The following is a 22,497-nucleotide window of genomic DNA, read 5'->3' on the forward strand; positions in this document are numbered from 1 at the left end:
ATACCGTCGCAGCCGTGGTAGGTCTCTCGCGGCGCTCGGACGTTCCGCCGTTCTATGTCATGGACGTGCTAACGGCGGCCGCCGCACGGCAGTGCACGCACGGAGACATGATCTCCCTGGCCGCAGGGCAGCCGTCGACCGGCGCACCCGCTGTGGTTCTCGATGCGGTCCGAGAGGCTCTCGGCACGCAGGTGCTCGGATACACCGAAACACTTGGGTTGCCGGAACTGCGTGAGGCGATCGCCGGGTATCACCGGGAGCGTTCGGGTATCGAGGTCGAGGCGCAGGACGTCGTCGTCACCACGGGATCCTCGGGCGGATTCACGCTGTTGTTCCTCGCGGCCTTCGATGTGGGCGATACGGTCGTGATGACCCGGCCCGGTTACCCGGCCTACCGTAATTGTCTTGCCGCGCTTGGCTGCCGGGTTGTCGAGATCGACTGCGGGCCCCAGACGCGTTACCAGCCGACGGTGGCGATGCTGGAGGCATTTTTGCAGGAGGAAGGTCGACCCCCTGCCGGTCTCATCGTCGCCAGTCCTGCCAACCCAACCGGCACCATCATCGACGCGAGGGAGCTGGAGGCCCTCGCGCTGTGGTGTGAAGCCAACGGCACCCTGCTGATCTCCGACGAGATCTACCACGGGCTGTCCTACGGCGATCAAATGACTTCCAGTGCATGGGAATTCAGTCGAGAATCGGTGGTTATGGGCTCGGTGTCCAAGTACTTCTCGATGACGGGTTGGCGGTTGGGCTGGATGCTGGTGCCGCGCCGGTTCCTGCGTGCCGTCGACAGACTGTCCTCGAACTTCACCATCTGCCCGCCGGCTGTTTCGCAGTACGCTGCGCTGGCGGCGTTCAGCCCCGAGGCGCGCGTCGAGCTCGACGGGCATGTGCGCCGGTATGCGGTGAACCGGACGCTGCTCATCAGCGGTCTCGCCAACGCGGGCATTACCAAGATCGCGCCCCCCGATGGCGCGTTCTACGCGTATGCCGATATTGAGCACCTGACCGGTAATGCCGAGCAGTGGTGTGCGGACCTGTTGGCGCGCACTGGGGTAGCCGTCGCGCCCGGCATCGACTTTGACACCGTGCGTGGTCACCACACCATCCGCCTGAGCTTCGCCGGCAGCACAGATGCGATCGAGGAGGCTCTGGTGCGACTCGGCAGGGCCTGATGTGGCCGCTTGCATGAGATAGCGCAAAACGCCCGTGGGGACGCGTCTCTGCTGGCAGCATGACATGACGTGACAGTCAGGCAACAGGTCGAGGTGTTCCCCGAAGGGAATGCCGCGCACCGTCCGCAAGCCACCCCGAAGGGGGAGCGACGGCGGCGGGCGTTGATCAGCGCTGCCGCTGATCTGTTGCGGGACAATGGTATTGATGCGGTTCGGCATCGGGCGGTGGCGCAGCGTGCCGGCCTGCCATTGGCCTCGACCACGTATTACTTCTCCTCGTTGGAGGACTTGATCGCGCGGGCTGTCGAACACGCGGGAACCCACGAGCTGGAACAGATCCAGGAACGGCTGTCGCTGGTTCAATACCGGCGCCGCGGAGCTGCTGCCACTGCCGAGGCGGTGGTGGAGCTGTTGTTCGGCACGCCGGGATTCGGTGGCGGGGAACAGCTGGTATCGCGGTACGAGCGTGAACTGGCGTGCAGTCGCCATCCCGAACTGCGCGAGGTGCAGCAGCGTCTCCGGGAACAGCGCGACGATGCCGTGGCGCAGGTGGTGCGCCGGTCCGGTCGGTCCATCGATAACGTCCGTGTCGCGGTGCTGATTTCGACCATCGATGGGGCGATGGTGGGTGCGCTCACCGAGGCGGCCAGTAGTCCACAGGCGACTGCCACGGCGATGCTGGTGGACGTCATCGATGTGCTCGCACCGTTGGAAGTGGAACAGCTGGCTGAGTCGATTTCCTTCCCCCCATAGACTCTGGTTGTGCAAATCCCTAACGTCCTGGCATCCCGGTACGCGAGCGATGCCATGGCAGCGCTCTGGTCGCCGCAATCAAAGGTGCTGTTGGAGCGCCAGTTGTGGATTGCTGTGCTGCGCGCACAACGCGATCTCGGCATCGACGTTCCCGACGGCGTTATCGAGGATTACGAGCGCGTGGTCGAGAAGGTTGACCTGGACTCCATCGCCGCCCGCGAGCGTGTCACCCGTCACGATGTCAAGGCTCGTATCGAGGAGTTCAATGCCCTCGCCGGGCACGAGCACATCCACAAGGGGATGACGAGCCGCGACCTCACCGAGAACGTGGAGCAGCTGCAGATCCGGCGGTCGCTGGAGTATGTCCATGCCCACGGTGTCGCGGTGGTGGCGCGGCTCGCGCGTCACGCCGTCGAATACCGGGATGTGGTGATGGCCGGACGCAGTCACAACGTGGCCGCACAGGCCACCACATTGGGTAAGCGGTTCGCATCGGCGGCCGACGAGACGTTGATCGCGCTCACCCGGTTGCGTGAGCTTCTCGACCGGTATCCGCTGCGTGGGATCAAGGGTCCCATGGGTACCGGGCAGGACATGCTCGATCTGTTCGACGGGGACGTGGTCAAGTTGGCCGCGTTGGAACAGCGTATTGCCGAGCACCTCGGGTTCTCGGCTGCTCTGACCAGCGTTGGCCAGGTGTATCCACGCTCTCTGGACCACGATGTGGTGTCCGCGCTGGTGCAGCTCGGTGCCGGCCCCTCCTCACTGGCGCACACCATTCGGCTGATGGCCGGGCACGAGCTGGTCACCGAGGGCTTCGCGCCCGGGCAGGTGGGTAGCTCGGCGATGCCTCACAAGATGAACACCCGCAGCTGTGAACGGGTCAACGGTTTGCAGGTGATTCTGCGTGGGTATGGCTCCATGGCTGCGGAACTGGCTGGGGCGCAATGGAATGAAGGCGATGTGTTCTGCTCGGTGGTGCGGCGTGTGGCGCTGCCCGATGCCTTCTTTGCCATCGACGGGATGATCGAGACGTTCCTGACGGTGCTCGACGAGTTCGGTGCTTACCCGGCGGTGATCGACCGGGAGCTGCGTCGCTATCTGCCGTTCCTGGCGACCACCAAGGTGCTGATGGCTGCGGTGCGCGCCGGGGTTGGACGCGAAGAAGCCCACGAGGTCATCAAGGAGCATGCCGTCGCGACAGCGCTCGCCATGCGTGAAAAAGGCGCCGAACCAGACCTTTTGGGCTTGCTGGCCGAAGATCCGAGGCTGCCGCTGGACGCTGCGACCCTGGAAGCTGCGCTGGCAGATCGGGCCTCGTTCACCGGTGCCGCAGCCGACCAGGTCGATCGGGTGGTGGCCGAAGTTTCCGCGCTTGTCGACGCCTACCCCGAGGCCGCGGCCTACAACCCGGGTGCCATTCTGTAGTTCATGGGCTGCGCGGCTCTTCGTGGCATAGACCTGACCGACCTGGACAACTTCGCCGGCGGGTTTCCGCACGCCCTGTTCGCACAGCATCGGCGCGAGGCGCCGGTGTACTGGCACGCGCCCACCGAGAACACCCCGGACAACGAGGGCTTCTGGTCGGTGGCCACCTATGCGGAAACCTTTGAGGTGCTGCGTGATCCGGTGATGTACTCATCGGTGACCGGGGGTGACCGGCCCTACGGCGGCACCCTCATACAGGACTTGCCGATCGCCGGGCAGGTGCTCAACATGATGGATGATCCGCGACACCGCCAGATCCGCAAGTTGGTGAGCTCCGGACTGACCCCACGCATGATCCAGCGGGTCGAGGATGACTTGCGGGTGCGCTGCCGGGCGCTCTTGGACGCGGTGCGGCCGACCGTGCCGTTTGACTTCCTTGTCGATATCGCCGCAGAGCTGCCCATGCAGATGATCTGCATCCTGCTGGGGGTACCGGAGTCTGAACGGCACTGGCTGTTCGAGGCGGTTGAGCCCAGTTTCGACTTCGGCAAGTCACGGCGCTCGCACGTCACCAGCTCCTTGGGTGATCCCAGCTCCGGTATGTATCAATATGGTTCGGAGTTGGTTGCATCGAAACGTGCGGCGCCCGCCGACGACATGTTGTCTGTGGTTGCCAATGCGACGGTCGATGATCCGGAAGCGCCCGCGCTGTCGGACGCCGAACTGTATCTGTTCTTCTGCCTGTTGTTCAGTGCCGGTGCCGAGACCACGCGCAACGCCATCGCCGGTGGCCTGTTGGCACTGCTGGACAACCCCGGCCAATTCCGTTCCCTGCGTGAAGATCTTGCCCTGCTGCCGACGGCTATCGAGGAGATGCTGCGCTGGACCTCGCCGTCACCGTCCAAGCGCAGGACGGCAACCGCTGATGTGATGTTGGGCGGGCAGCAGATCGTCGCAGGACAAAAGGTAGTGGTCTGGGAGGGTTCGGCGAATCGCGATGCGCTGGTTTTCGACCGGCCGGACGTCTTCGACATCACGCGCAAACCGAATCCTCACTTAGGCTTTGGGCAGGGCGTGCATTTCTGTCTGGGGGCACATCTGGCTCGTCTGGAGCTGCGAGTGGTGTTCGAGGAGCTGCTGCCGCGTTTTGCGTCATTGCAACTGGCCGGGCCGGTGGAATGGACGCGCAGTAACCGGCATACCGGTATCCGCCATCTGCTTGTGGCGGCCTCCTAACGCGCCGTGATCGGCTAGGAGGTGCGCCAGGTTTTCGGTGTGCTGATACCCGAGGCCCTCAATTCGATGGCCGCCAGGCCCCGCATCGACGCGGTGTCCTGAGCGCGCCAGGCCGCCACCGGATCGGGCGTGACCACCGCCAGCTTCTTCAGCGGCCGGTTGGCGAGTGCCCGCAGGGCCAGCAGCTGTTCACCGGCGGGGGTGGCCGCCAGCTGTACCGCGACCAGCTTGCGGCGAAAGAACCTGATCCGCAAAAAGATCCACGGCCCTGCGAACGCCAGAATGGGAGGCGCGGCGACGGCGATCGCCAAAACGATCGCCAGCCAGGTCGCAGTGGTGTCCAGGTTGTGGCCGGCCCCGGCCAAATCGGCGGCCGCCTCGCTGGCCGCACGCAACGGTCCGCCCACCTTGTCGCCCACCAAGGGGATCCGGTGTGCGCTGTCGCCCGCGGAGTTCAGGTTGTCCGAAATACCGTCGGCGCCGTCCTTCACCTGCCGGCCTACCTCGGCGATCGTCGACACCGCGGCGTGTACAGCAAGCCCGACGAACACCCAGATCGTGGTCCAGATCGCGACCGCTACGTCGCTGAACAACTGGCCGAGCAACCGTCCCGGTCGGGTCGAGTAGGGCAGGAATCGCATGAATCGTAGGATGGCACGATGCGTCCTCCGCTGTCCGATTACCAGCATGTGGCCAGCGGAAAGGTCCGTGAGCTGTACAGAGTCGACGACGAGCACCTGCTGTTCGTCGCTACCGACCGAATTTCCGCGTTCGATTTCGTCCTGGACACGCCGATACCGGACAAGGGGCGCATCCTCACCGCGATGAGCGTCTTCTTCTTCGGGCTGCTGACCGTGCCGAACCATCTGGCCGGACCGCCCGATGACCCGCGCATACCCGAGGAGGTGCTGGGCCGGGCACTGCTGGTGCGCCGGCTCGACATGCTCCCCGTGGAGTGTGTGGCCCGTGGATACCTCACCGGGTCTGGACTGCTGGACTACCAGCGCACCGGTGCGGTGTGCGGTCACGTGCTGCCACAGGGGCTCGGTGAAGCCAGTCGACTGGATCCGCCGTTGTTCACCCCGGCGACGAAGGCCGACATCGGAGAGCACGATATGAATGTCGATTTCGCCGCCGTGGTGGATCTTGTCGGCGGCGTGCGTGCCAACCAACTGCGCGACGAGACGATCAAGATCTACACCAGGGCCGCAGCACATGCCCTGCACAAGGGAATCATCTTGGCCGACACAAAATTCGAGTTCGGTGTCGATATCGAAGGCACCCTGGTGCTGGCCGATGAGGTGTTCACCCCCGACTCGTCCAGGTACTGGGACGCGGCCAACTACAAGGCGGGTGTGGTGCAGGACAGCTTCGACAAGCAGTTCGTGCGCAACTGGCTCACCGGGCCTGAATCGGGATGGGATCGCGCGTCGGATACTCCGCCGCCACCATTGCCCGAGGCGGTGGCGGTAGCCACCCGCGAGCGGTACATCGAGGCATATGAACGCATCTCGGGGCTTAGCTTCGCTGATTGGATCGGCCCGTCGGCGTGAGCGGGCCCGTACGCCCGCCCGCCGCGAACCGCATCGACACCCTGCGCGAGTACCACGGGGATACCTTCGTCGATCCGTACGAATGGATGCGCGCGAAGGAGAGCCCAGAGGTCATCGCGCACCTGGAGGCAGAGAACGCCTACGTCAATGACCAGCTTGGCCACCTAGAAGGCCTGCGCAACAGCATCTTCGGCGAGATCAAGTCCCGCACCAAGGAGACGGATCTCTCGATTCCCACTCGGATGGGGCAGTGGTGGTACTACGCCCGAAGCTTCGAAGGCAAGCAATACGGTACTCATTGTCGTTGTCCGATAGGCGAATCCGTCGGAATCGACAGCTGGCGGCCTCCGGCGCTGGATCACGATGTTCCTGGCGAGCAGATCCTGCTCGACGGCAACGTGGAAGCCGAGGGGCACGACTTCTTCTCCCTGGGAGCTGCGACTGTCAGCCCCGACGGGAACACGTTGGCTTACTCGGTCGACGTCGTCGGCCACGAGATGTACACCCTGCGCTTCAAGGATCTGCGGACCGGCCAGATGTACCCGGACGAGATCACCGACATCGGTGCCGGCGCAACCTGGGCGATGGACAGTCGCACCCTGTATTACCCGGTGATCGATGAAGCGTTCCGGCCCTACGCTATTCGCCGGTACACCTTGGGTAGTGATACGGAGCCCGTCGAGGTGTTCTCCGAGCCGGACGAGCGTTTCTGGATCGGCGTGGGCCGTACCCGCAGTGACCGCTTTGTCGCCATCAGCGTGCACTCGTCGGTGACGTCCGAGATCCTGGTCGGTGACGCCGAAGACCCCGCGACCACCTTCTCTCCAGTCTGGCTGCGCCGCACCGGTATCGAATACACCGTCGATCACGTTGTGGTCGGCGGTGAGGATCGGCTCCTGATCCTGCACAACGACGGAGCGGTGAACTTCGCGCTCGCTGACCTACCGTGCGCCGCGGTCGCCCAGGGACCAGCCGACCCGGCACTGGCCCGCACCCTGATCGCCCATCGTGACGATGTGCGCCTGGACGGTGTGGAAGCCTTCGCCGAGCGTTTCGTGATCGGCTATCGCCGAGAAGCGCTGCCACGCATCCAGGTATGGCCGATTGAGGCCGACGGATACGGTGCGCCGCAGGAGGTCGAGTTCGACTCGGAGCTCATGCTGTCCGGTCTGGGCGACAACCCCGAATGGAACTCACCGCTGCTGCGTGTGGGTTGCACATCCTTCATCACACCGACGCGGGTGTACGACCTCGACGTGCACACCGGGGAACGCACGCTGCTCAAGGAACAACCCGTTCTCGGCGGTTATCGCCGGGAAGATTATGTGGAGCGACGGGAATGGGCGGTTGCCCAGGACGGCACCCGGATACCGCTGTCGGTGGTTCATCGCACGGACACTCGTGAACCGGCGCCGACCATCCTCTACGGGTATGGCGCCTACGAGATGTGCGAGGACCCGCAGTTCAGCATTGGACGCCTCTCGCTGCTGGACAGGGGAGTGGTGTTCGTCATCGCCCATGTGCGCGGTGGCGGTGAGATGGGCCGCCTCTGGTACGAGGACGGCAAGATGCTGCACAAGAAGCACAGCTTCACCGACTTCGTAGCGGCAGCACGACATCTCGTTGATACTGGAATTGCGTTGCCGGACAGGCTCGCGGCGTGGGGCGGGAGCGCGGGCGGTCTGTTGGTGGGTGCCGCCGTGAACCTGGCGCCCGAACTGTTCGCCGGGGTGCTGGCGCAAGTGCCCTTCGTGGATCCGGTCACCACCATCTGTGACCCGACGCTGCCGCTCACCGTTACCGAATGGGACGAGTGGGGAAATCCCCTGGAAGACAAGGATGTATACGACTACATCAAGTCGTACTCGCCATACGAGAACATCCGTGCCACCGAGTATCCGACCATTCTCGCGATGACATCACTGCATGATTCGCGGGTGCTGTACGTGGAACCGGCCAAATGGGTTGCCGAACTGCGACACACGACTACAGGCGATCGTCCCATCTTGATGCGCACCGAGATGACGGCCGGGCACGGTGGTATCAGCGGACGCTATGAGCGCTGGAAAGAAAGCGCATTCCAGCTCGCCTGGGTGCTCGATGTTCTTGGTGCCGTGAAGGAGTAGTCGGTTGTCCGACGAAGTCGTCGTTGTCACCGGCGCTGGTGGGATGGGCAAGGTCATCGCCCGCCGCCAGGGCATCGGTAAGACCCTGGTGATCGCGGACTACAACGAGCAGGCACTGCGAGCGGTCGTCGACGAGCTGAAGGCCGATGGACACAACGTCATCGGGCACCGCGTTGACGTCTCCTCTCGCGAGTCGGTATCCGGGCTCGCCGCCGGCGCCGCACAGCTTGGGCGGATCACCCAGGTGGCGCACACCGCCGGTCTCTCTCCGGCGCAGGCCCCGGCACAAGCCATCCTGGCCGTCGACCTGGTGGGGGTGGCCCTGGTTCTGGAGGAGTTCGGCAACGTCGTGTCCTCCGGCGGCGCGGGTGTGGTGATCGCCAGCATGGCCGGCCATATGCCGATGGAACTCTCGGCCGAACAGGAGCGGGAACTGGCGAGCACCGGCGCCGAGGATCTGCTCGCGCTACCGTACGTTCAGAGCATCGAGTATCCCGCGGTTGCCTACCAGCTGTCGAAGCGCGCCAACCATATTCGCGTGCGAGCACTTGCGCGGCAATGGGGTGCGCGCGGCGCTCGACTCAACTCGATCAGCCCTGGGGTGGTGTCCACCAAGATGGGACACCAGGAACTCGCCTCGGAGACCGGTGCCGTCACCAAAGCCATGATCGACGGATCGGCAACCAGACGGATCGGCACGCCCGACGATATCGCCGCGGCAGCGGCCTTCCTGCTCGGTACCGACGCGTCGTACATCACCGGGACCGATCTTTTGGTCGACGGAGGAGTGGTCGCTGCGGTGCGGTCCGGCCAGCTGTTCAGTTAATGGCCGAATCCATGTCTTCCAGTGTCCGGCCCTTGGTTTCGTTCACCCAGCGTGCCACGAACACCAGCGACACCACCGCGCAGATCGCGTAGAACCCGTAGGCGATTCCCAACGAGTCGCGTAGCGCGGGGAAGCTGACGGTCACCAGCCAGTTGGCAGCCCAGTTTCCGGCCGTGGCCACTCCCATGGCCGCCGCCCGGATTCGGTTGGGGAAGATCTCGCCGAGCAGCACCCACACCACCGGGCCCCAGGACATTCCGAACGCCACGACAAACAGGTTGGCAGCCACCAGCGCAACGGGTCCGGCGACGGGTCCCAGGTGCGGCTTGCCGTCCAGGACGGTGGCCGAACTGAAGACGATTGCCATCGTGCTGAGCGTCACGGCCATCCCGGCCGAACCAATGAGCAGCAAGGGCTTGCGGCCCACCCGGTCGATCAACGCGATGGCCACCAGCGTTGTGGCGATGTTCGTAATGGAGGTGATAACCGTGATGGTGAAGGACGAGCTCTCGCCGAATCCGACGGCCTGCCACAGCACATTCGAGTAGTAGAAGATCACGTTGATGCCTACTAACTGCTGAAATACCGCCAGCGCCACACCAACCCACACGATGCCGTACAGACCACCGGTGGGCTTGCGTAGATCACGCCACGAGGGCGCGGTGCTCTGGTCGAGAGTTTCCTGGATTCGGGTGATTGTGATGTCCAGGTTCTTCTCCCCGAGCAGCCTCGTCAGCACCGTGCGTGCCTCGGGAATTCTGTGGGTGGCAACGAGATAACGAGGTGACTCGGGGATGGTGAAGGCTAGCGCGCCGTAGACGAGCGCCGGCAGTGCCATCGCGAGAAACATCCAGCGCCATGCCGGGAGGCCCAACCACAATTCACTGCGCGATCCACCCGCGATATGCGCCAGCAGCCAGTCAACGGTGAGGGACAGGAAGATGCCGGTGACGATTGCCAGTTGTTGTAGAGAACCCAATCGGCCACGGATGTTCGACGGTGAGGTCTCTGCGATGTAGGCCGGTGCGATCAGCGAGGCGACACCCACCCCCACTCCGCCGATCACGCGAAAGATGACGAGCAATTCGATGTTGGTGGACAGCCCGGCGCCGACCGCGCTCAGCAGGAACAGTGCGGCGGCGATCTTCATGACCGCCACCCGCCCGATCCTGTCGGCCACGCGTCCGGCCGTCATGGCACCGACGGCGGCCCCGAGGAGCGCGGACGCGACCGCGAATCCCAGCTCCGCATCCCGGATGGCGAACTCGTCCTGGATCGCTTGTACGGCGCCGTTGATGACCGCGCTGTCGTACCCGAAGAGCAGTCCGCCCAGCGCCGCCACCGAGGCGATCCGCAGGGCACTGCGACCTGAGGAGAACTCGTCCTCCTCGCTCATATGACCTCCCGCAACGTTGCGTAATGTGCGAACAGTCAACCATCGCAACACCGGTAACGTGGTGAGCATGTCCGATCTCGCCTCCATTCCGTTGACCGCACTCGACGGCGCAGAGCTGTCACTTGCCGATTTCGGTGATAACGCCGTGCTGGTCGTCAACGTCGCGTCCAAATGTGGCCTCACCCCGCAGTACGCGGCTCTGGAAAAACTGGCCACCGACTACGCCGACCGTGGCCTGACAGTGCTGGGCGTGCCGTGTAACCAATTCATGGGGCAGGAACCCGGGACGGCGGAGGAGATCCAGACGTTCTGCTCCACCACCTACGGGGTGAGCTTCCCGCTGCTGGAGAAGACTGATGTCAACGGTGAGAGCCGGCATCCGCTGTACGCCGAGCTCACCAAGACCGCTGATTCCGAAGGCACTGCCGGGGACGTGCAGTGGAACTTCGAGAAGTTCTTGATCGCGCGGGACGGTTCGGTGGTCAACCGGTTTCGGCCGACGACGGTGCCGGATGCTCCCGAGGTGATCGCGGCCATCGAGAAGGAGCTGGGTTAGCGCGCCGGAGCGTTCTTTTCGATGCGGGGTGTCTGACACCTTGCGTACATCTGGAGTTGCCACACTGGCGGCATGGCAGGACAGCTGCTGGTATCGGTGTCGGGAATCTGCGATCGCACTCTCGACGAGATCGCTGTATTTACTGAGGAAATGGATAAGCGGTCGATTCCGCTGTCGTTCCTCGTGTCCCCGCGCTTGAAGGGCAAGTACCGCCTGGTGGAGGACCAGCCGACGGTCGACTGGCTGGCCGCACGCCGGTCGCGGGGCGATGCTATCGTCCTGCACGGATACGACCAGGCCGCCACCAAGAAGCGTCGCGATGAGTTCGCGGCGTTGCCCGCACACGAGGCCAACCTGCGTCTGATGGCCGCCGACCGTGTGATGGAGCAGACCGGCTTGCGTACGCGCCTGTTCGCGGCACCGGGGTGGATGGCCTCGGCCGGCGCAGTGGAAATGCTGCCGCGCAACGGTTTCCGTCTGAATATTGGACTTTCCGAGATCACCGACCTGGTCCATGGCACCTCGGTGCGGGCTCGGGTGCTGGGTATCGGCGAGGGATTCCTCTCCGAGCCCTGGTGGTGCCGGATGCTGGTGCTCTCGGCCGCGCGGACCGCGCGCCGCGACGGTGTGGTGCGTGTGGCCATCTCGGCCAAACACCTCCGTAAGCCCGGTCCGCGGCAAGCCATGATCGACGCCATCGACCTCTCGCTGCTGCACGGCTCGGTTCCGGGCGTCTATGAATGGTCGCCCAAGCAGGTATTGCACAGCGTGGCCTAGTCGCTACAGTTTGCCCATGCTTCGTGCATGGGTCTGTGCGCTGTTGAGTTCATTCGCGTTGCTGTCGTGTGGGAATGATCCCTCGCCTTCGTCTAGGACCTACTTACCGTCGCCTTCAAGCACTTCTTTGCCGGCCCCGCCTCATTACGTGGATCTGACGGGGTACCGCGAAATCGGTATGAGCGTTGAGAGGGACGGCTTCCGCGATGGGGACATCCGTGCCTATGCGGGAGGATTCAGCACTCCAGACGGATTGCGCTGTCGCTTCGCCCCCTGGAACAGCGGTAAGGGCGGGCCACCTGGATTCGCGCGGTGCTGGGGGAGCTTGCCGGGCGCGCCTGACTGGGCGCGAACCGCGGTCGCCTCGAACGATCGCCCCGGGCAATTCCTGCGCGAGGAACCCGCGTCAGAAAATCGCGAGTTCCGACTCTTGCCGCCGATGTCGACGATCACCGTGCTGGCATTCGAGGGCGACAATGTCTCCTGTGCGGTTGGAGATGCGGGTCTTACCGCATGTCGTCTCCATATCGGCACCACTAATGGGCAGTACGACCATGGCTTTGTGCTTTCACCGCAAGGTAGTTGGACCTTTTAATCGTCAATCGACCCCGCTACGGTGAACCGGTGAGTGACGCGAGTTCCGATGTCATCGTCGTCGGCGCAGGTCTTGCCGGATTGGTGGCGGCCTGTGAGTTGGTGGACCGCGGCAAGAATGTCGTCATCGTCGAGCAGGAGAACGCCGCCAATCTGGGCGGGCAGGCGTACTGGTCGTTCGGAGGCCTGTTCTTCGTCAACAGTCCTGAACAGCGTCGCCTGGGCATCAAGGACTCCCACGAGCTGGCACTACAGGATTGGCTCGGCACCGCCGGCTTCGACCGGCCGGAGGACCACTGGCCTCGTCAATGGGCACACGCGTATGTCGACTTCGCCGCAGGTGAGAAGCGAAGTTGGCTGCGCGCCAGGGGGTTACAAACATTTCCCGTGGTGGCGTGGGCCGAACGCGGCGGTAAGGACGCGCTGGGGCCGGGCAACTCGGTTCCGCGATTCCATATCACCTGGGGCACCGGGCCTGGCCTGGTGGAGATCTTCGCCCGGCGCGTGCTCGCCGCTGTGGACCGGGGGCAAGTGCGCATCGCCTACCGCCACCAGGTCGATGAGCTGATCGTCGAACAAGGCGCCGCCGTGGGTGTCCGGGGCACCGTGCTGGAGCCTTCCACCGACGCGAGGGGTATCGCTTCCTCGCGAACAGCAGTGGGAAAGTTTGAGTTCCGTGCGCAAGCCGTCATCGTGACCAGTGGCGGCATCGGGGCCAACCACGATCTCGTGCGGGCCAACTGGCCCGAGCGGATGGGACGTGTTCCGGAGCAGCTGTTGACCGGCGTGCCCGCGCATGTCGATGGGCGCATGCTCGGGATCTCGGTTGGTGCGGGTGCCCACCTGATCAACCGTGACCGCATGTGGCATTACACCGAGGGCATCACCAACTACGACCCGGTCTGGCGGGGTCACGGGATTCGCATCCTTCCCGGTCCCTCATCACTCTGGTTGGACGCCAATGGATCTCGAATTCCAGCGCCCTTGTTCCCCGGATTCGACACCTTGGGCACGTTGGAGCACATCTGCCGTAGCGGGCACGACTACTCGTGGTTCATCCTGAATGCGCGGATTATCGCCAAGGAGTTTGCACTGTCGGGGCAAGAGCAGAATCCCGACCTCACGGGCAAGGATGTGCGGGGGGTGCTCCGGCGTGGCAAGGCCGGCGCGCCGGCGCCGGTGCAGGCGTTCGTCGATAAGGGCGTCGACTTCGTCAGTGCCACGAATCTGCCCGATCTGGTAGCCAAGATGAACGCGCTGCCGGACGTCACCCCGCTGGACTACGCGACGATCGCTCAGCAGGTAACGGCACGCGACCGTGAGGTGGCCAACCCGTTCGGCAAGGACCCGCAGATAGCCGCCATCCGCGCCGCGCGGGGGTATCTCGCCGATCGGATTGTCCGGGTGGTGGCTCCGCACCGCCTCACCGACCCCAAGGCGGGTCCGTTGATCGCCGTCAAGTTGCATATCTTGACCCGAAAGACGTTGGGCGGCTTGGAGACTGATCTGGATTCGCGGGTGTTGCGGGCCGACGGAAGTTGCTTCGAGGGCCTGTATGCGGCTGGAGAGGTCGCCGGGTTCGGCGGCGGCGGCGTGCACGGATATCGCGCCTTGGAGGGCACGTTCCTGGGTGGCTGCATCTTCAGCGGACGGGCCGCGGGCCGGGGCGCCGCCGAGGATATCGGCTAGGGCGCTCATCGAAACCGGGGTTCTGGCGAAAATGTGCGAGACGATCCCGCCACAACCTCGGCTTCGGCGCTGAAGGCGCTAGAACACCACCGCGTCCTCGTGCGGCAGCACCTGGAAGTCGGCGTCAGACATCTCGCGAAACCGCGTGTAGAAGAACGGGTATGCGGCCTCCTGCAATATGCCCTGGTGGATCGGCACCGCCCGAGCAGGGTTGACCGCGCGCAGGTATTCGATGGCCTCGGACACCTTCATCCACGGCGCCGCCGCCGGCAGCGCCAGCACGTCGACCTCCTCGCCGGGAGTGAAGAGCGCGTCGCCAGGGTGCATGAGCCGCGCGGGATGGCCGGCGTCGCCGATCAGATACGAGGTGTTGTCGATGAGCGGGATCTCCGGGTGGATGACCGCGTGCTGCCCACCTACCCCACGCACACTCAGATCCGCGACGGTGAAGTTGTCACCGGCATGCACCGCCTGCCACGGCTCGCCCAGCTGCGCCGCCGTCATCGGGTCGGCGTACAGCGCCGCCCCCGGGTTGGCGTCGACCAGCGCGGGTAGCCGTGCCAGGTCCACATGGTCGGGATGCTGATGGGTGATCAGGATGGCCGACAGGCCGGTGATGCCCTCGAATCCGTGCGAGAAGTTGCCCGGATCGAACAGCAGGGTCGTGCTCCCATTTTCAGACGGAAATTCTGCCAGCAGGCACGAATGCCCGAAGTGGGTCAGCTGCATGAAGGGGAGTCTAGGCGGGATGTGTCCGGGCCCACACGGTAAAGTCAGGCCGTGGCCCGAGTCGTCGTAAACGTCATGCCGAAACCCGAGATCCTGGACCCGCAGGGGCAAGCGATCGTGGGCGCACTCGCCCGCCTTGGCTATGCCGGTGTGGCAGACGTCCGGCAGGGCAAGCGCTTTGAGTTGGAGTTCGAGGGCGAGATCGGTGACGCCGATCTCGAGTCGATCGCCGAGGCGCTGCTCGCCAACACCGTCATCGAGGACTGGGAAATCGTGCGGGAGTCCGAATGACCCCACGCATCGGTGTCATCACGTTCCCCGGCACCCTCGATGACGTCGACGCAGCCCGTGCGGCACGGCTCTCCGGTGCCGAGGCGGTCTCGTTGTGGCACGACGATGCCGACCTGAAGTCCGTCGATGCGGTGATCGTGCCCGGTGGCTTTTCCTACGGCGATTACCTGCGTGCCGGGGCCATCGCGCGGTTCGCTCCCGTGATGCGTTCCGTGGTTGACGCCGCCGCACAAGGCCTGCCAATCCTGGGTATCTGCAATGGTTTCCAGGTGCTGTGCGAAGCAGGCCTGCTGCCTGGTGCATTGACACGTAACGCCGGATTGCACTTCGTATGCCGCGACGTATGGCTGGGCGTCGACGCCAACAACACGGCGTGGTCGTCTCGGTACGACAAAGGTGCCGACATCCTGGTGCCACTGAAGTCCGGTGAAGGCCGGTATGTGGCCTCCGATGAGGTACTCGACGAGTTGGAGAGCGAAGGCCGGGTGGTCTTCCGCTACCGCGAGAACCCCAACGGGTCGATGCGCGATATCGCGGGGATTTCCTCGGCCAATGGCCGCGTGGTGGGGCTCATGCCGCACCCGGAGCATGCGACCGAGCCGCTGACCGGCCCGAGCGATGACGGGCTCGGCATTTTTTACTCGGCGCTCGACGCCGTGCTCAGCGCCTGATTTCCTTCGCTGAATGTCGACCTTCTGTTGAGAACTGCGGGTAAGGCGCTCCGAAAGTCGACATTCGGCGAGAGCCGGGGCTCGTCTAGGGCAGCAGTGCGACCGAGGCCTCGGCGGTGTAAGCCAGGAACGTCAGGGTCTCCTGAAGGTACAGCTGCACGCTGTCGGCGTCATGGGACAGGTAGCCGATGGTGACATCGGTGCCCAGCTGCAGATCGAAGTCGCCGCCGCGGCAGCTCAGCACGAACGCACCATCGATCGCCGGCGCCCAGAGGATTTCCCCGGTGACCAACCGGCGGAGATGCTCGCGGATCGGGTAGCCGCGATCGGAGGCCTCGCTGACCTTTGTGTACTCCTCAGCCGACAGCAGCACCGAGTACGGGCCGTCGACACCGGCCAGACGCAATTCCGACAGCGCCTGAGCAACGATGTCGGGGTACTCGCGGACATCTTCGGGGAGCTTGAGTTCGGGATTCGAGCTCGACTCACGGATGCCGACGATCGAGGCGGCGGGATATCCCTCGAAGATGGCGCGGTCCTCGGCGAACGCCAGCTTTTTGGCCGCCACCTTGACCGGGTCCCAGTCGGAGTCCTGGGAGCCGCGTTCCACGTCGTCGATGGCCGAGCGGCTGATGGTGAACGGAACGCGCAGTCGTACAAGCGGTTTACTCTCGCGTAGATGCGCCTGGACGCCGTCGGCGGGTGCGGCCACGTCCAACAGGTGGCCGGTGCTCACCGCCGCGCTGGAGGGGCCGCCCGGCTCACTGACATCGACCACCCGGCGTCCGGCGATATGGCGTTTGAAGGTGCGGGTGGCCTCGGTCTCGATCTCTGTCCACGCCTCATCCGTGATCGGGGCGAGTTCGCGATACAGGTTGTTCATGCCGACGTTCCTTTCAGGCTGCCGATGGATAGGGACCCTTGGTACTCAGTGGATTTCGCGGCTACCTGGCTGGGCAGCGGTGGGGGAGCGTCGAGGAAGTCCGCGGACGGTGCGAAGAACAGCCCGCCGGTGACCGCGGTCGAGAAGTCCAGGATGCGGTCGGTGTTCCCCGGGGGATCCCCGACAAACATGTTGTGCAGCATGCGTTCCGTGACATCCGGGGTGCGTGAGTAAGCGATGTAGTACGTCCCGAACTCGGCCTTCCCCAGCTCGCCGAACGGCATGTTGCGCCGCAGGATCTGCAGCTCGTTGCCCTCGTCGTCCTCGATGACATTCAGGGCCACATGTGAATTCGAGGGTTTGACGGCATCGTCGAATTCGATGTCGTCGAGCTTGGTACGCCCGATCACCTTCTCCTGCTCGTCGACCGGCAACGCGCTCCAGGCGGCCATATCGTGCAGGTATTTCTGGATATGCACGTAGCTGCCCGCGGCGAAGTCGGCATCCTCGGCGCCGACGAGGGCTGCCGACGCGGCTTCCTCACCATCGGGATTCTCGGTGCCGTCGACAAATCCCAGCAGGTCCCGGTTGTCGAAGTACTGAAAGCCGTGTACTTCGTCCACCACGGTAATGGCACCGGCCAGCGTGGCCGTAATGCGCGTGGCCAGCTCGAAGCAGCGGTCCATAGTGCTCGCACGGATGTGGAACAGCATGTCACCAGGTGTCGATGGGGCGGTGTGTCGCTCGCCACGCACCTCCTGAAACGGCCACAGCCGAGCGGGGCGCGGCCCGGAAAAGAGGCGGTCCCAGGCATCCGAGCCGATTGCCGTAACCAGCGACAATCGCCGTGCCGGGTCGCGGAATCCGATGGCCTTAGCCAGGCCGGACAAGTCGGGCAATGCAGCGTGAACTGCTTGTTCGGCGCCCGCGTCGACAGTCACCACCAGGAAAATGGCCGACGAAGACAGCGGTTCCAGAACAGGCTGTGGCACGGGATCGGTCACGCTTCGACCCTAGACCCAATCCAGTCAGCCATCATGGGAAGCGTGACCGCGACCGCATCAGGACTGTGCCAATTCATCGACGCCTCACCGTCTCCGTTTCACGCGGTGGACACAGTGGCACAGCGACTCCGTCAGGAAGGCTTCACCGAGCTGTTCGAGGCGCAGCGTTGGCCGGGGCACTCGGGTGACTACTTCACCGTGCGGTCGGGGTCGATCGTGGCCTGGCGCGGTGTCGACATGGAAGACGACAACGCGGCCTTCCGGGTGATCGGCGCGCATACCGATAGCCCGAACCTCCGGGTGAAGGCCAACGCCGATCGCGTGCAGGCGGGTTGGCCCATGATTGCCCTGGAGCCCTATGGCGGGGCATGGGTGCAGACCTGGCTGGACCGCGATCTGGGGCTCTCCGGAAGGGTGCTGGTGCGTGACGGAGATGCGGTGCGGTCCACCCTGATTCGCATCGATCAGCCGATCCTGCGGGTGCCGAATCTGGCGATTCACATGGTCAGCGCCGAGGAGCGTAAGAAATGGGTGATCGACCCGCAGTGGCATGTGAATTCGGTATGGAGCGGCGGGAAGAGCTTCGACGAGTTCATTGCCGGACAGCTGGGGGTCGCCGCGGCCGATGTTCTCGGACGTGATCTCATGGCGCACGACCTGACCGCCGCGGCGCTCATAGGTCCCGACGAGAGCCTGGTCAGTGCCCCGCGTCTGGACAATCAGGCCAGCTGCTACGCCGGGCTGGAGGCGTTCCTTGCCGCCGAGTCCAGCTCGACGATCGTGCTTGCGCTCTTCGACCATGAGGAGATCGGCTCGGTGTCCGGTCACGGCGCCCACTCGGACCTACTGTCGACAGTTCTGGAACGGATCGTGCTGTCCAGCAACGGCACCCGAGAGGACTTCCTGCGGCGTGCGGCCGCCTCGCTCATGGTCTCGGCCGATATGGCGCACGCCACTCACCCCAACTACCCGGATCGGCACGAACCGGGTCACCAGATTGGCGTCAATGCCGGGCCGGTGATCAAGATTCATCCCAACGTTCGGTATGCCACCGATGGCCGGGGTGCGGCAGCATTCGCGCTGGCCTGCGAGCGGGCCGGCGTCCCATATCAGCGGTACGAACATCGGGCGGATATGCAGTGCGGCTCCACCATTGGCCCGTTCGCGGCCTCTCGCACCGGCATCGTCACCGTCGACGTCGGTGCCGCCACGCTGGCCATGCATTCGGTGCGTGAACTGATGGGTGCGCACGACGTTCCGATGTACTCCGATGCGCTGCAAGCGTTTCTGGAGCTGCCCGCTACATCGTGAAGCGCAGGTTGGCGATGATGTGCCAACCCAGTTCCGGATCACCGTCCAGGGCGAATCCGTCGCGGCTCGCGCTGGCTCGCCCACCCAGATGACGGGCGAACTCGCAGGTGTCCGCGGTGAGCGTCACGTCCGGCGCGCCGGAGAGCGTCGAGACGATGCGGGCCCGGTCGGGGATTTCGATATCAATGTTCTGTGCACCAATTCCGGTGAGCACGAAACGTATCCGGCTGCCTTGGGGTGCACCCGCTCGCTTTCCGACCAGGAACGGCAATGCGTTGATCAGCTCGGTGAGGGCCGGCGTCGCTGCCACCGGGTCTGCCGGTGCGGGCATCCCGAGGCTGTCACGCACATCCAATTCGTGCATCCAACAGTCGAAATCACGGATCTGCATGAACCGGCCGTAGCTTTCCGGCCCCACCGGTGTCGATGTTTCAGCGTTGAACTGCTCCTGAGACAGGCCCTCCAGGATGGCAAGGCGCGCGCTGGTCACGCTGCGTAAGTCGTTCAGCACCGCCACGGGCGGCAGCTTGCGGTAGTAGGCCAGCCACCGTTCGTTGAGGACACCGACGGGATTGTGGACGTGTGGGAGATTGGCGACGGCCTCATCAGTGCTTGGGATCGGGTCGCCGGACAGCAGGCGTTCGGTACCCACCACGTGCGCGATGACATCCTTGACCGTCCACCCCGGCAGCACCGACGGAGCGGCCCATTGCTCATCGGTCAAGGTGGCGCCGAGCTCGTCCAACGCGGTCCACTCCGCGGCCAGAGCGGCGACGACGGGATTCTTGGCGACGATCGTGACGGTCATGGTGCGAGCCTACGAGAAGTCAACGCGGGCAGGTTTCGAATTGCGTGCGCAGCGCGCTCTGCAGGTTCACATCGGGGGCAGTCCTAGGCTGAGGCTCCCGCACGCCCGCGGAGCAGCGTCCGGGACGGACCGTGATCTGGGCGTCGTCGATTGTGTACGCGGTCGCCGTTTTCGACTTTCTGATCAGCTGAAGCTGTTCTTCCGCAATGCGATCCACGTTTCGGCCGGCCGGCTTGTTGAGCCGGATTCGATTTCGGTCCGGCTGATCGCGGTTGCCTGGCAGCGGGCCCAGATTGAATGCGCCGTGGACGGGCGCGATGGTGTCCAGGGCCTCCCACAAGTCCAGTTGTGCCGCAGTCGGCAGACCGTGGCCCGATCGGATGCTGGGTGGATCGTTGGAGTAGATGAAGGAGTTGGTGATTACCCAGTCGCTGGTGGAGCCGGGGAAGTCGGTGCCGAGCCTGCGCACTGCCGTGGCGAATTCGGTGGCGCCGATATTGTCCGGCCGCCGATCCTTGCCGTCGAACAACGTGACATCGAGGCTGGTGCCGGCGGGTCGGTCGTAGGTGGACGGCGAAGCCCAGCCCGTGATCTCGTATCCGTATTCGCCCCGGGAGAGCTTCAGCCAGTCCTGCCACGGGGGCTCCGGGGTAGCCGCCGCCGGCTGCAGTTCGACATACATCGTGGAATCCAGGTGACGGCCCTCCGGCCAGCGCCTCACATTGAGGGTCGCAGTTAAGGACCGGAACGCGCGGGAATCGTGGATCTGATCCGTGAAGACGTGCGTCAGTGCGGAGAGCTGATCGGCGGACGCCTCGCCGCGGACGTAGACGTCGAAGGTGACGCTGGTAGGCCCGAAGCCGCCGTTGCGACTCACGGTGTGGGACACCGACGACACCCCAGCGAGCGGTCGCAGCGCGTCATCGATACGGTCGGCTGTCCGCGAGCCGGTGAAATCGCAGCCGGCGACCAAGGATGCGACGCTGAGCACCAGAACGCCAAGCGCGCCGCCGCACCGGCCGAACATTCCCATGGGGTGGAGTATGGCGTCTCGGTGCGCCTCGGTGCCCTTGTCGGTCGACATCAATACTGTTGAAGGGTCGATATGAGAAGGGACCCGTGATGGCCGAGACCAAGAGTTTTGTGTCGAGTGTTAACGCCGCATTCGCGGCCCGGACGCCACCGGAGAAGATTGGTCTCGCGCTGACCGCGATCATCGTGCTGTTCCTGTTGGCCGACGCCGTACCAAAGATCTTCGGGGCGCAGTTCGCGCGTACCGCGACGGAGGCGCTGGGCTTCCCGCCGTATCAGACGGCGCTGATCGGCTGGGTGCTGCTGGCGTGCACTGTCGTGTTCGCCATCCCGCGTACCGCGGTGCTCGGCGCCGTCGGGCTGACGGCCTACCTGGGTGGTGCGGTCACCATCGACATGCACGAGGAGGCGTGGTTCCCGGTCGTCTTCGCGATCGGCTTCGGATTGTTGATCTGGGCGGCCCTGGCGCTGCGCCGGCGCGAGCTGCTGAAGGTGTTGATCGGGGCAGATCACTAGGAGCAGGTCTCGAACCACTGGCGAAGCTCGTTCTGCAACGGGAACCCGGTATCGAACTCTGGCGAGCACCCGCCCACAACGACCGATAGCGTGTCCTTGCCGTACGTCGCCTCGTACTTGACCCGATGCTGATACGCCTTGAGCAGCATCAGCTGGCTCAGTGCTGCACTTCGCCAGGCGGTCTCGCCGCTGCCCGGGAGCGTGACGGTGACCAATGACTTCTCGTCGCTGGTCTCCGGCTCCCTGACGAGGTTCATCTTCACTGGTGCAATGGCAGAGAGCGCTTCCCAGAGACCGAACTCGGCGTCGGTGGGTAATCCGCGCGAGGTACCGAGTTCCAGATCGTTTCCGTGTGCCGGCGCCTGTGCCTGTCCGCCGACGGCGGTAGCGGTCCATGCTGCCTCGCGCAGGCCCGGGAAGTCGGTGGCAACACGGCGGAAGAGTGACGAGAAGTCTTGTACGCGGGCTTGTCTCGGCTTCCCGTCGGACCATGGGGCTAACGCCACCGTGATCTGTTTGCGCGACTGACCCTTCACATGGCTGGTGTTCACGCGGATGTCGTTTCCGTAGTGCCCCCGGATGAGCGCCCGCCACTCTTGCCAGTTGGGCACGGGTTCGGCACTTTCCATGTCGGTGGTCTCGGAGATCCCACCGCAGTAACGGTCCGGCTGAGCGGTGATGGACGGGCAGTCGTTGATGGTCAGCCGGACGTTGACATGTGCATGCCCGGCCCCGGCCTTCTCTACCTGATGACTGAAGACCTCCCAGATCGCAGTGAGCTGTTCTGGCGTGATCTCAGGCCGGACGTTGGCGTCCAGGTACACCGTGAATGTGTCGTACCAGTCGATTGAGAAGCTGTGACTGGTGCTTTCCACACCGGGCAGGCCGTTGATCGCCTGGGCGATCGGGCGAGACGGGTCGGGCTGACCTGCCGCACAGCCGCCGGCCGCCAGCAGCGATGAACCCGTCAGGATCCCAACTGCGACCAGCAAAGCTTCACGGAGCACTTTCCAAGTATGACGGGCCTGGTCGGAAAGTGTGGAGAACTGCGCGCTCTGTGCATGATCGCGAATCCGGCCAGGCCTATCCACCCTGCCGATATCGCCGCTCCGTACGGGCAGCATGGCATGTAGCGAGGGTAAG

At 64.5% G+C, this 22,497-nt stretch carries 23 protein-coding genes; 15 read left to right on the forward strand and 8 right to left on the reverse strand.

The annotated features are described in order from the left end of the window. Positions 1–59 precede the first annotated feature (59 nt). The 4 genes from HBA99_RS03240 to HBA99_RS03255 all read left to right on the forward strand — a co-directional run bounded on the left by HBA99_RS03240 (position 60) and on the right by HBA99_RS03255 (position 4,592). Entirely contained in the window at positions 60–1,175 is a 1,116-nt protein-coding gene (locus tag HBA99_RS03240; protein ID WP_234798096.1) for a pyridoxal phosphate-dependent aminotransferase, read from the forward strand. Positions 1,176–1,244: 69 nt separating this feature from the next. Continuing rightward, positions 1,245–1,928, forward strand: coding sequence for a TetR/AcrR family transcriptional regulator (locus HBA99_RS03245; protein WP_030094195.1), 684 nt, complete (start codon positions 1,245–1,247; stop codon positions 1,926–1,928). 9 nt (positions 1,929–1,937) lie between these two features. Beyond that, entirely contained in the window at positions 1,938–3,356 is a 1,419-nt protein-coding gene (gene purB, locus HBA99_RS03250; protein ID WP_070951578.1) for an adenylosuccinate lyase, read from the forward strand. A gap of 3 nt (positions 3,357–3,359) precedes the next feature. Continuing rightward, a complete protein-coding gene (locus HBA99_RS03255; protein WP_070951577.1) occupies positions 3,360–4,592 on the forward strand; it encodes a cytochrome P450 in 1,233 nt (410 codons plus the stop codon). Positions 4,593–4,606: 14 nt separating this feature from the next. Here the strand turns inward: HBA99_RS03255 and HBA99_RS03260 are convergent, their stop codons facing one another. Continuing rightward, the gene (locus tag HBA99_RS03260; protein ID WP_070941925.1) at positions 4,607–5,233 is read right to left on the reverse strand and encodes a hypothetical protein; all 627 of its coding nucleotides are present in this window, start codon (positions 5,231–5,233) and stop codon (positions 4,607–4,609) included. Between the two features lie 18 nt (positions 5,234–5,251). On the opposite strand from HBA99_RS03260, the gene HBA99_RS03265 reads away from it, so the two are divergent. The 3 genes from HBA99_RS03265 to HBA99_RS03275 are packed head-to-tail and all read left to right on the forward strand — an operon-like array spanning position 5,252 to position 9,097. Continuing rightward, positions 5,252–6,145, forward strand: a complete 894-nt coding sequence (locus HBA99_RS03265; protein ID WP_030094199.1) for a phosphoribosylaminoimidazolesuccinocarboxamide synthase — start codon at positions 5,252–5,254, stop codon at positions 6,143–6,145. Continuing rightward, complete coding sequence (locus HBA99_RS03270; protein ID WP_070951576.1) at positions 6,142–8,271, forward strand: S9 family peptidase; 2,130 nt, start codon at positions 6,142–6,144, stop codon at positions 8,269–8,271. Before HBA99_RS03265 ends, HBA99_RS03270 begins: the two co-directional genes overlap by 4 nt. A gap of 4 nt (positions 8,272–8,275) precedes the next feature. Further along, the gene (locus HBA99_RS03275) at positions 8,276–9,097 is read left to right on the forward strand and encodes an SDR family oxidoreductase (protein WP_070950214.1); all 822 of its coding nucleotides are present in this window, start codon (positions 8,276–8,278) and stop codon (positions 9,095–9,097) included. On the opposite strand, the gene HBA99_RS03280 is transcribed toward HBA99_RS03275, so the two are convergent. Next, the gene (locus HBA99_RS03280) at positions 9,090–10,493 is read right to left on the reverse strand and encodes a sugar porter family MFS transporter (RefSeq protein ID WP_064407779.1); all 1,404 of its coding nucleotides are present in this window, start codon (positions 10,491–10,493) and stop codon (positions 9,090–9,092) included. The genes HBA99_RS03275 and HBA99_RS03280 overlap by 8 nt on opposite strands. 67 nt (positions 10,494–10,560) lie before the next feature. Between HBA99_RS03280 and HBA99_RS03285 the strand changes: the two genes are divergently transcribed. The 4 genes from HBA99_RS03285 to HBA99_RS03300 all read left to right on the forward strand — a co-directional run bounded on the left by HBA99_RS03285 (position 10,561) and on the right by HBA99_RS03300 (position 14,109). Further along, on the forward strand, positions 10,561–11,049 hold the full coding sequence (locus tag HBA99_RS03285; protein WP_030094203.1) for a glutathione peroxidase: 489 nt from the start codon (positions 10,561–10,563) through the stop codon (positions 11,047–11,049). Positions 11,050–11,121: 72 nt separating this feature from the next. Continuing rightward, positions 11,122–11,826: a DUF2334 domain-containing protein gene (locus HBA99_RS03290; RefSeq protein WP_057966750.1), complete on the forward strand. Its 705-nt coding sequence runs from the start codon at positions 11,122–11,124 to the stop codon at positions 11,824–11,826. Positions 11,827–12,004: 178 nt separating this feature from the next. Then, positions 12,005–12,421 (forward strand): hypothetical protein, encoded by a 417-nt coding sequence (locus HBA99_RS03295; protein ID WP_131822808.1) that lies wholly within the window; start codon positions 12,005–12,007, stop codon positions 12,419–12,421. A gap of 29 nt (positions 12,422–12,450) precedes the next feature. Next, positions 12,451–14,109, forward strand: coding sequence for an FAD-binding dehydrogenase (locus HBA99_RS03300; RefSeq protein ID WP_070951575.1), 1,659 nt, complete (start codon positions 12,451–12,453; stop codon positions 14,107–14,109). A gap of 78 nt (positions 14,110–14,187) precedes the next feature. Here the strand turns inward: HBA99_RS03300 and HBA99_RS03305 are convergent, their stop codons facing one another. Then, a complete protein-coding gene (locus HBA99_RS03305) occupies positions 14,188–14,838 on the reverse strand; it encodes an MBL fold metallo-hydrolase (RefSeq protein ID WP_070923414.1) in 651 nt (216 codons plus the stop codon). 51 nt (positions 14,839–14,889) lie between these two features. Between HBA99_RS03305 and purS the strand changes: the two genes are divergently transcribed. Together purS and purQ are read left to right on the forward strand one after the other, a co-directional pair. Further along, positions 14,890–15,129 carry a phosphoribosylformylglycinamidine synthase subunit PurS gene (purS, locus tag HBA99_RS03310; protein ID WP_030094207.1) on the forward strand — a complete coding sequence of 80 codons (240 nt, stop codon included), beginning with the start codon at positions 14,890–14,892 and terminating at the stop codon, positions 15,127–15,129. Next, positions 15,126–15,800 carry a phosphoribosylformylglycinamidine synthase subunit PurQ gene (gene purQ, locus HBA99_RS03315; RefSeq protein WP_070951574.1) on the forward strand — a complete coding sequence of 225 codons (675 nt, stop codon included), beginning with the start codon at positions 15,126–15,128 and terminating at the stop codon, positions 15,798–15,800. Before purS ends, purQ begins: the two co-directional genes overlap by 4 nt. A gap of 85 nt (positions 15,801–15,885) precedes the next feature. Here purQ and HBA99_RS03320 read toward each other — a convergent pair whose 3' ends face one another. Both HBA99_RS03320 and HBA99_RS03325 read right to left on the reverse strand, forming a co-directional pair. After that, complete coding sequence (locus HBA99_RS03320) at positions 15,886–16,683, reverse strand: family 1 encapsulin nanocompartment shell protein (protein WP_070950211.1); 798 nt, start codon at positions 16,681–16,683, stop codon at positions 15,886–15,888. Then, positions 16,680–17,687, reverse strand: a complete 1,008-nt coding sequence (locus tag HBA99_RS03325; RefSeq protein WP_070923412.1) for a Dyp-type peroxidase — start codon at positions 17,685–17,687, stop codon at positions 16,680–16,682. The genes HBA99_RS03320 and HBA99_RS03325 overlap by 4 nt, the downstream gene beginning before the upstream one ends. Before the next feature lie 42 nt (positions 17,688–17,729). On the opposite strand from HBA99_RS03325, the gene HBA99_RS03330 reads away from it, so the two are divergent. Then, positions 17,730–18,998: a M18 family aminopeptidase gene (locus HBA99_RS03330; protein ID WP_070952348.1), complete on the forward strand. Its 1,269-nt coding sequence runs from the start codon at positions 17,730–17,732 to the stop codon at positions 18,996–18,998. On the opposite strand, the gene HBA99_RS03335 is transcribed toward HBA99_RS03330, so the two are convergent. Both HBA99_RS03335 and HBA99_RS03340 read right to left on the reverse strand, forming a co-directional pair. After that, positions 18,988–19,806, reverse strand: a complete 819-nt coding sequence (locus HBA99_RS03335; protein WP_070951573.1) for a maleylpyruvate isomerase family mycothiol-dependent enzyme — start codon at positions 19,804–19,806, stop codon at positions 18,988–18,990. The genes HBA99_RS03330 and HBA99_RS03335 overlap by 11 nt on opposite strands. 19 nt (positions 19,807–19,825) lie before the next feature. Further along, on the reverse strand, positions 19,826–20,833 hold the full coding sequence (locus HBA99_RS03340) for a hypothetical protein (RefSeq protein WP_420063466.1): 1,008 nt from the start codon (positions 20,831–20,833) through the stop codon (positions 19,826–19,828). 92 nt (positions 20,834–20,925) lie between these two features. On the opposite strand from HBA99_RS03340, the gene HBA99_RS03345 reads away from it, so the two are divergent. Then, positions 20,926–21,354, forward strand: coding sequence for a DoxX family protein (locus HBA99_RS03345; RefSeq protein WP_030094214.1), 429 nt, complete (start codon positions 20,926–20,928; stop codon positions 21,352–21,354). On the opposite strand, the gene HBA99_RS03350 is transcribed toward HBA99_RS03345, so the two are convergent. After that, positions 21,351–22,478 (reverse strand): hypothetical protein, encoded by a 1,128-nt coding sequence (locus HBA99_RS03350; RefSeq protein WP_420063455.1) that lies wholly within the window; start codon positions 22,476–22,478, stop codon positions 21,351–21,353. The genes HBA99_RS03345 and HBA99_RS03350 overlap by 4 nt on opposite strands. Positions 22,479–22,497 lie beyond the last annotated feature (19 nt).

The organism is Mycobacteroides chelonae (assembly GCF_016767715.1).
Lineage (GTDB): Bacteria > Actinomycetota > Actinomycetes > Mycobacteriales > Mycobacteriaceae > Mycobacterium > Mycobacterium gwanakae.

What these genes read in the sequence shown, in the direction of transcription:
- HBA99_RS03240 (WP_234798096.1), top strand. Translation starts at nt 60, where the DNA reads ATGGACGTGCTAACGGCGGCCGCCGCACGGCAGTGCACGCACGGAGAC.
- HBA99_RS03255 (WP_070951577.1), top strand. Translation starts at nt 3,360, where the DNA reads ATGGGCTGCGCGGCTCTTCGTGGCATAGACCTGACCGACCTGGACAAC.
- HBA99_RS03260 (WP_070941925.1), bottom strand. Translation starts at nt 5,233, where the DNA reads ATGCGATTCCTGCCCTACTCGACCCGACCGGGACGGTTGCTCGGCCAG.
- HBA99_RS03265 (WP_030094199.1), top strand. Translation starts at nt 5,252, where the DNA reads ATGCGTCCTCCGCTGTCCGATTACCAGCATGTGGCCAGCGGAAAGGTC.
- HBA99_RS03280 (WP_064407779.1), bottom strand. Translation starts at nt 10,493, where the DNA reads ATGAGCGAGGAGGACGAGTTCTCCTCAGGTCGCAGTGCCCTGCGGATC.
- HBA99_RS03285 (WP_030094203.1), top strand. Translation starts at nt 10,561, where the DNA reads ATGTCCGATCTCGCCTCCATTCCGTTGACCGCACTCGACGGCGCAGAG.
- HBA99_RS03290 (WP_057966750.1), top strand. Translation starts at nt 11,122, where the DNA reads ATGGCAGGACAGCTGCTGGTATCGGTGTCGGGAATCTGCGATCGCACT.
- HBA99_RS03295 (WP_131822808.1), top strand. Translation starts at nt 12,005, where the DNA reads ATGAGCGTTGAGAGGGACGGCTTCCGCGATGGGGACATCCGTGCCTAT.
- HBA99_RS03305 (WP_070923414.1), bottom strand. Translation starts at nt 14,838, where the DNA reads ATGCAGCTGACCCACTTCGGGCATTCGTGCCTGCTGGCAGAATTTCCG.
- purQ (WP_070951574.1), top strand. Translation starts at nt 15,126, where the DNA reads ATGACCCCACGCATCGGTGTCATCACGTTCCCCGGCACCCTCGATGAC.
- HBA99_RS03320 (WP_070950211.1), bottom strand. Translation starts at nt 16,683, where the DNA reads ATGAACAACCTGTATCGCGAACTCGCCCCGATCACGGATGAGGCGTGG.
- HBA99_RS03335 (WP_070951573.1), bottom strand. Translation starts at nt 19,806, where the DNA reads ATGACCGTCACGATCGTCGCCAAGAATCCCGTCGTCGCCGCTCTGGCC.
- HBA99_RS03340 (WP_420063466.1), bottom strand. Translation starts at nt 20,833, where the DNA reads ATGTTCGGCCGGTGCGGCGGCGCGCTTGGCGTTCTGGTGCTCAGCGTC.
- HBA99_RS03350 (WP_420063455.1), bottom strand. Translation starts at nt 22,478, where the DNA reads ATGCTGCCCGTACGGAGCGGCGATATCGGCAGGGTGGATAGGCCTGGC.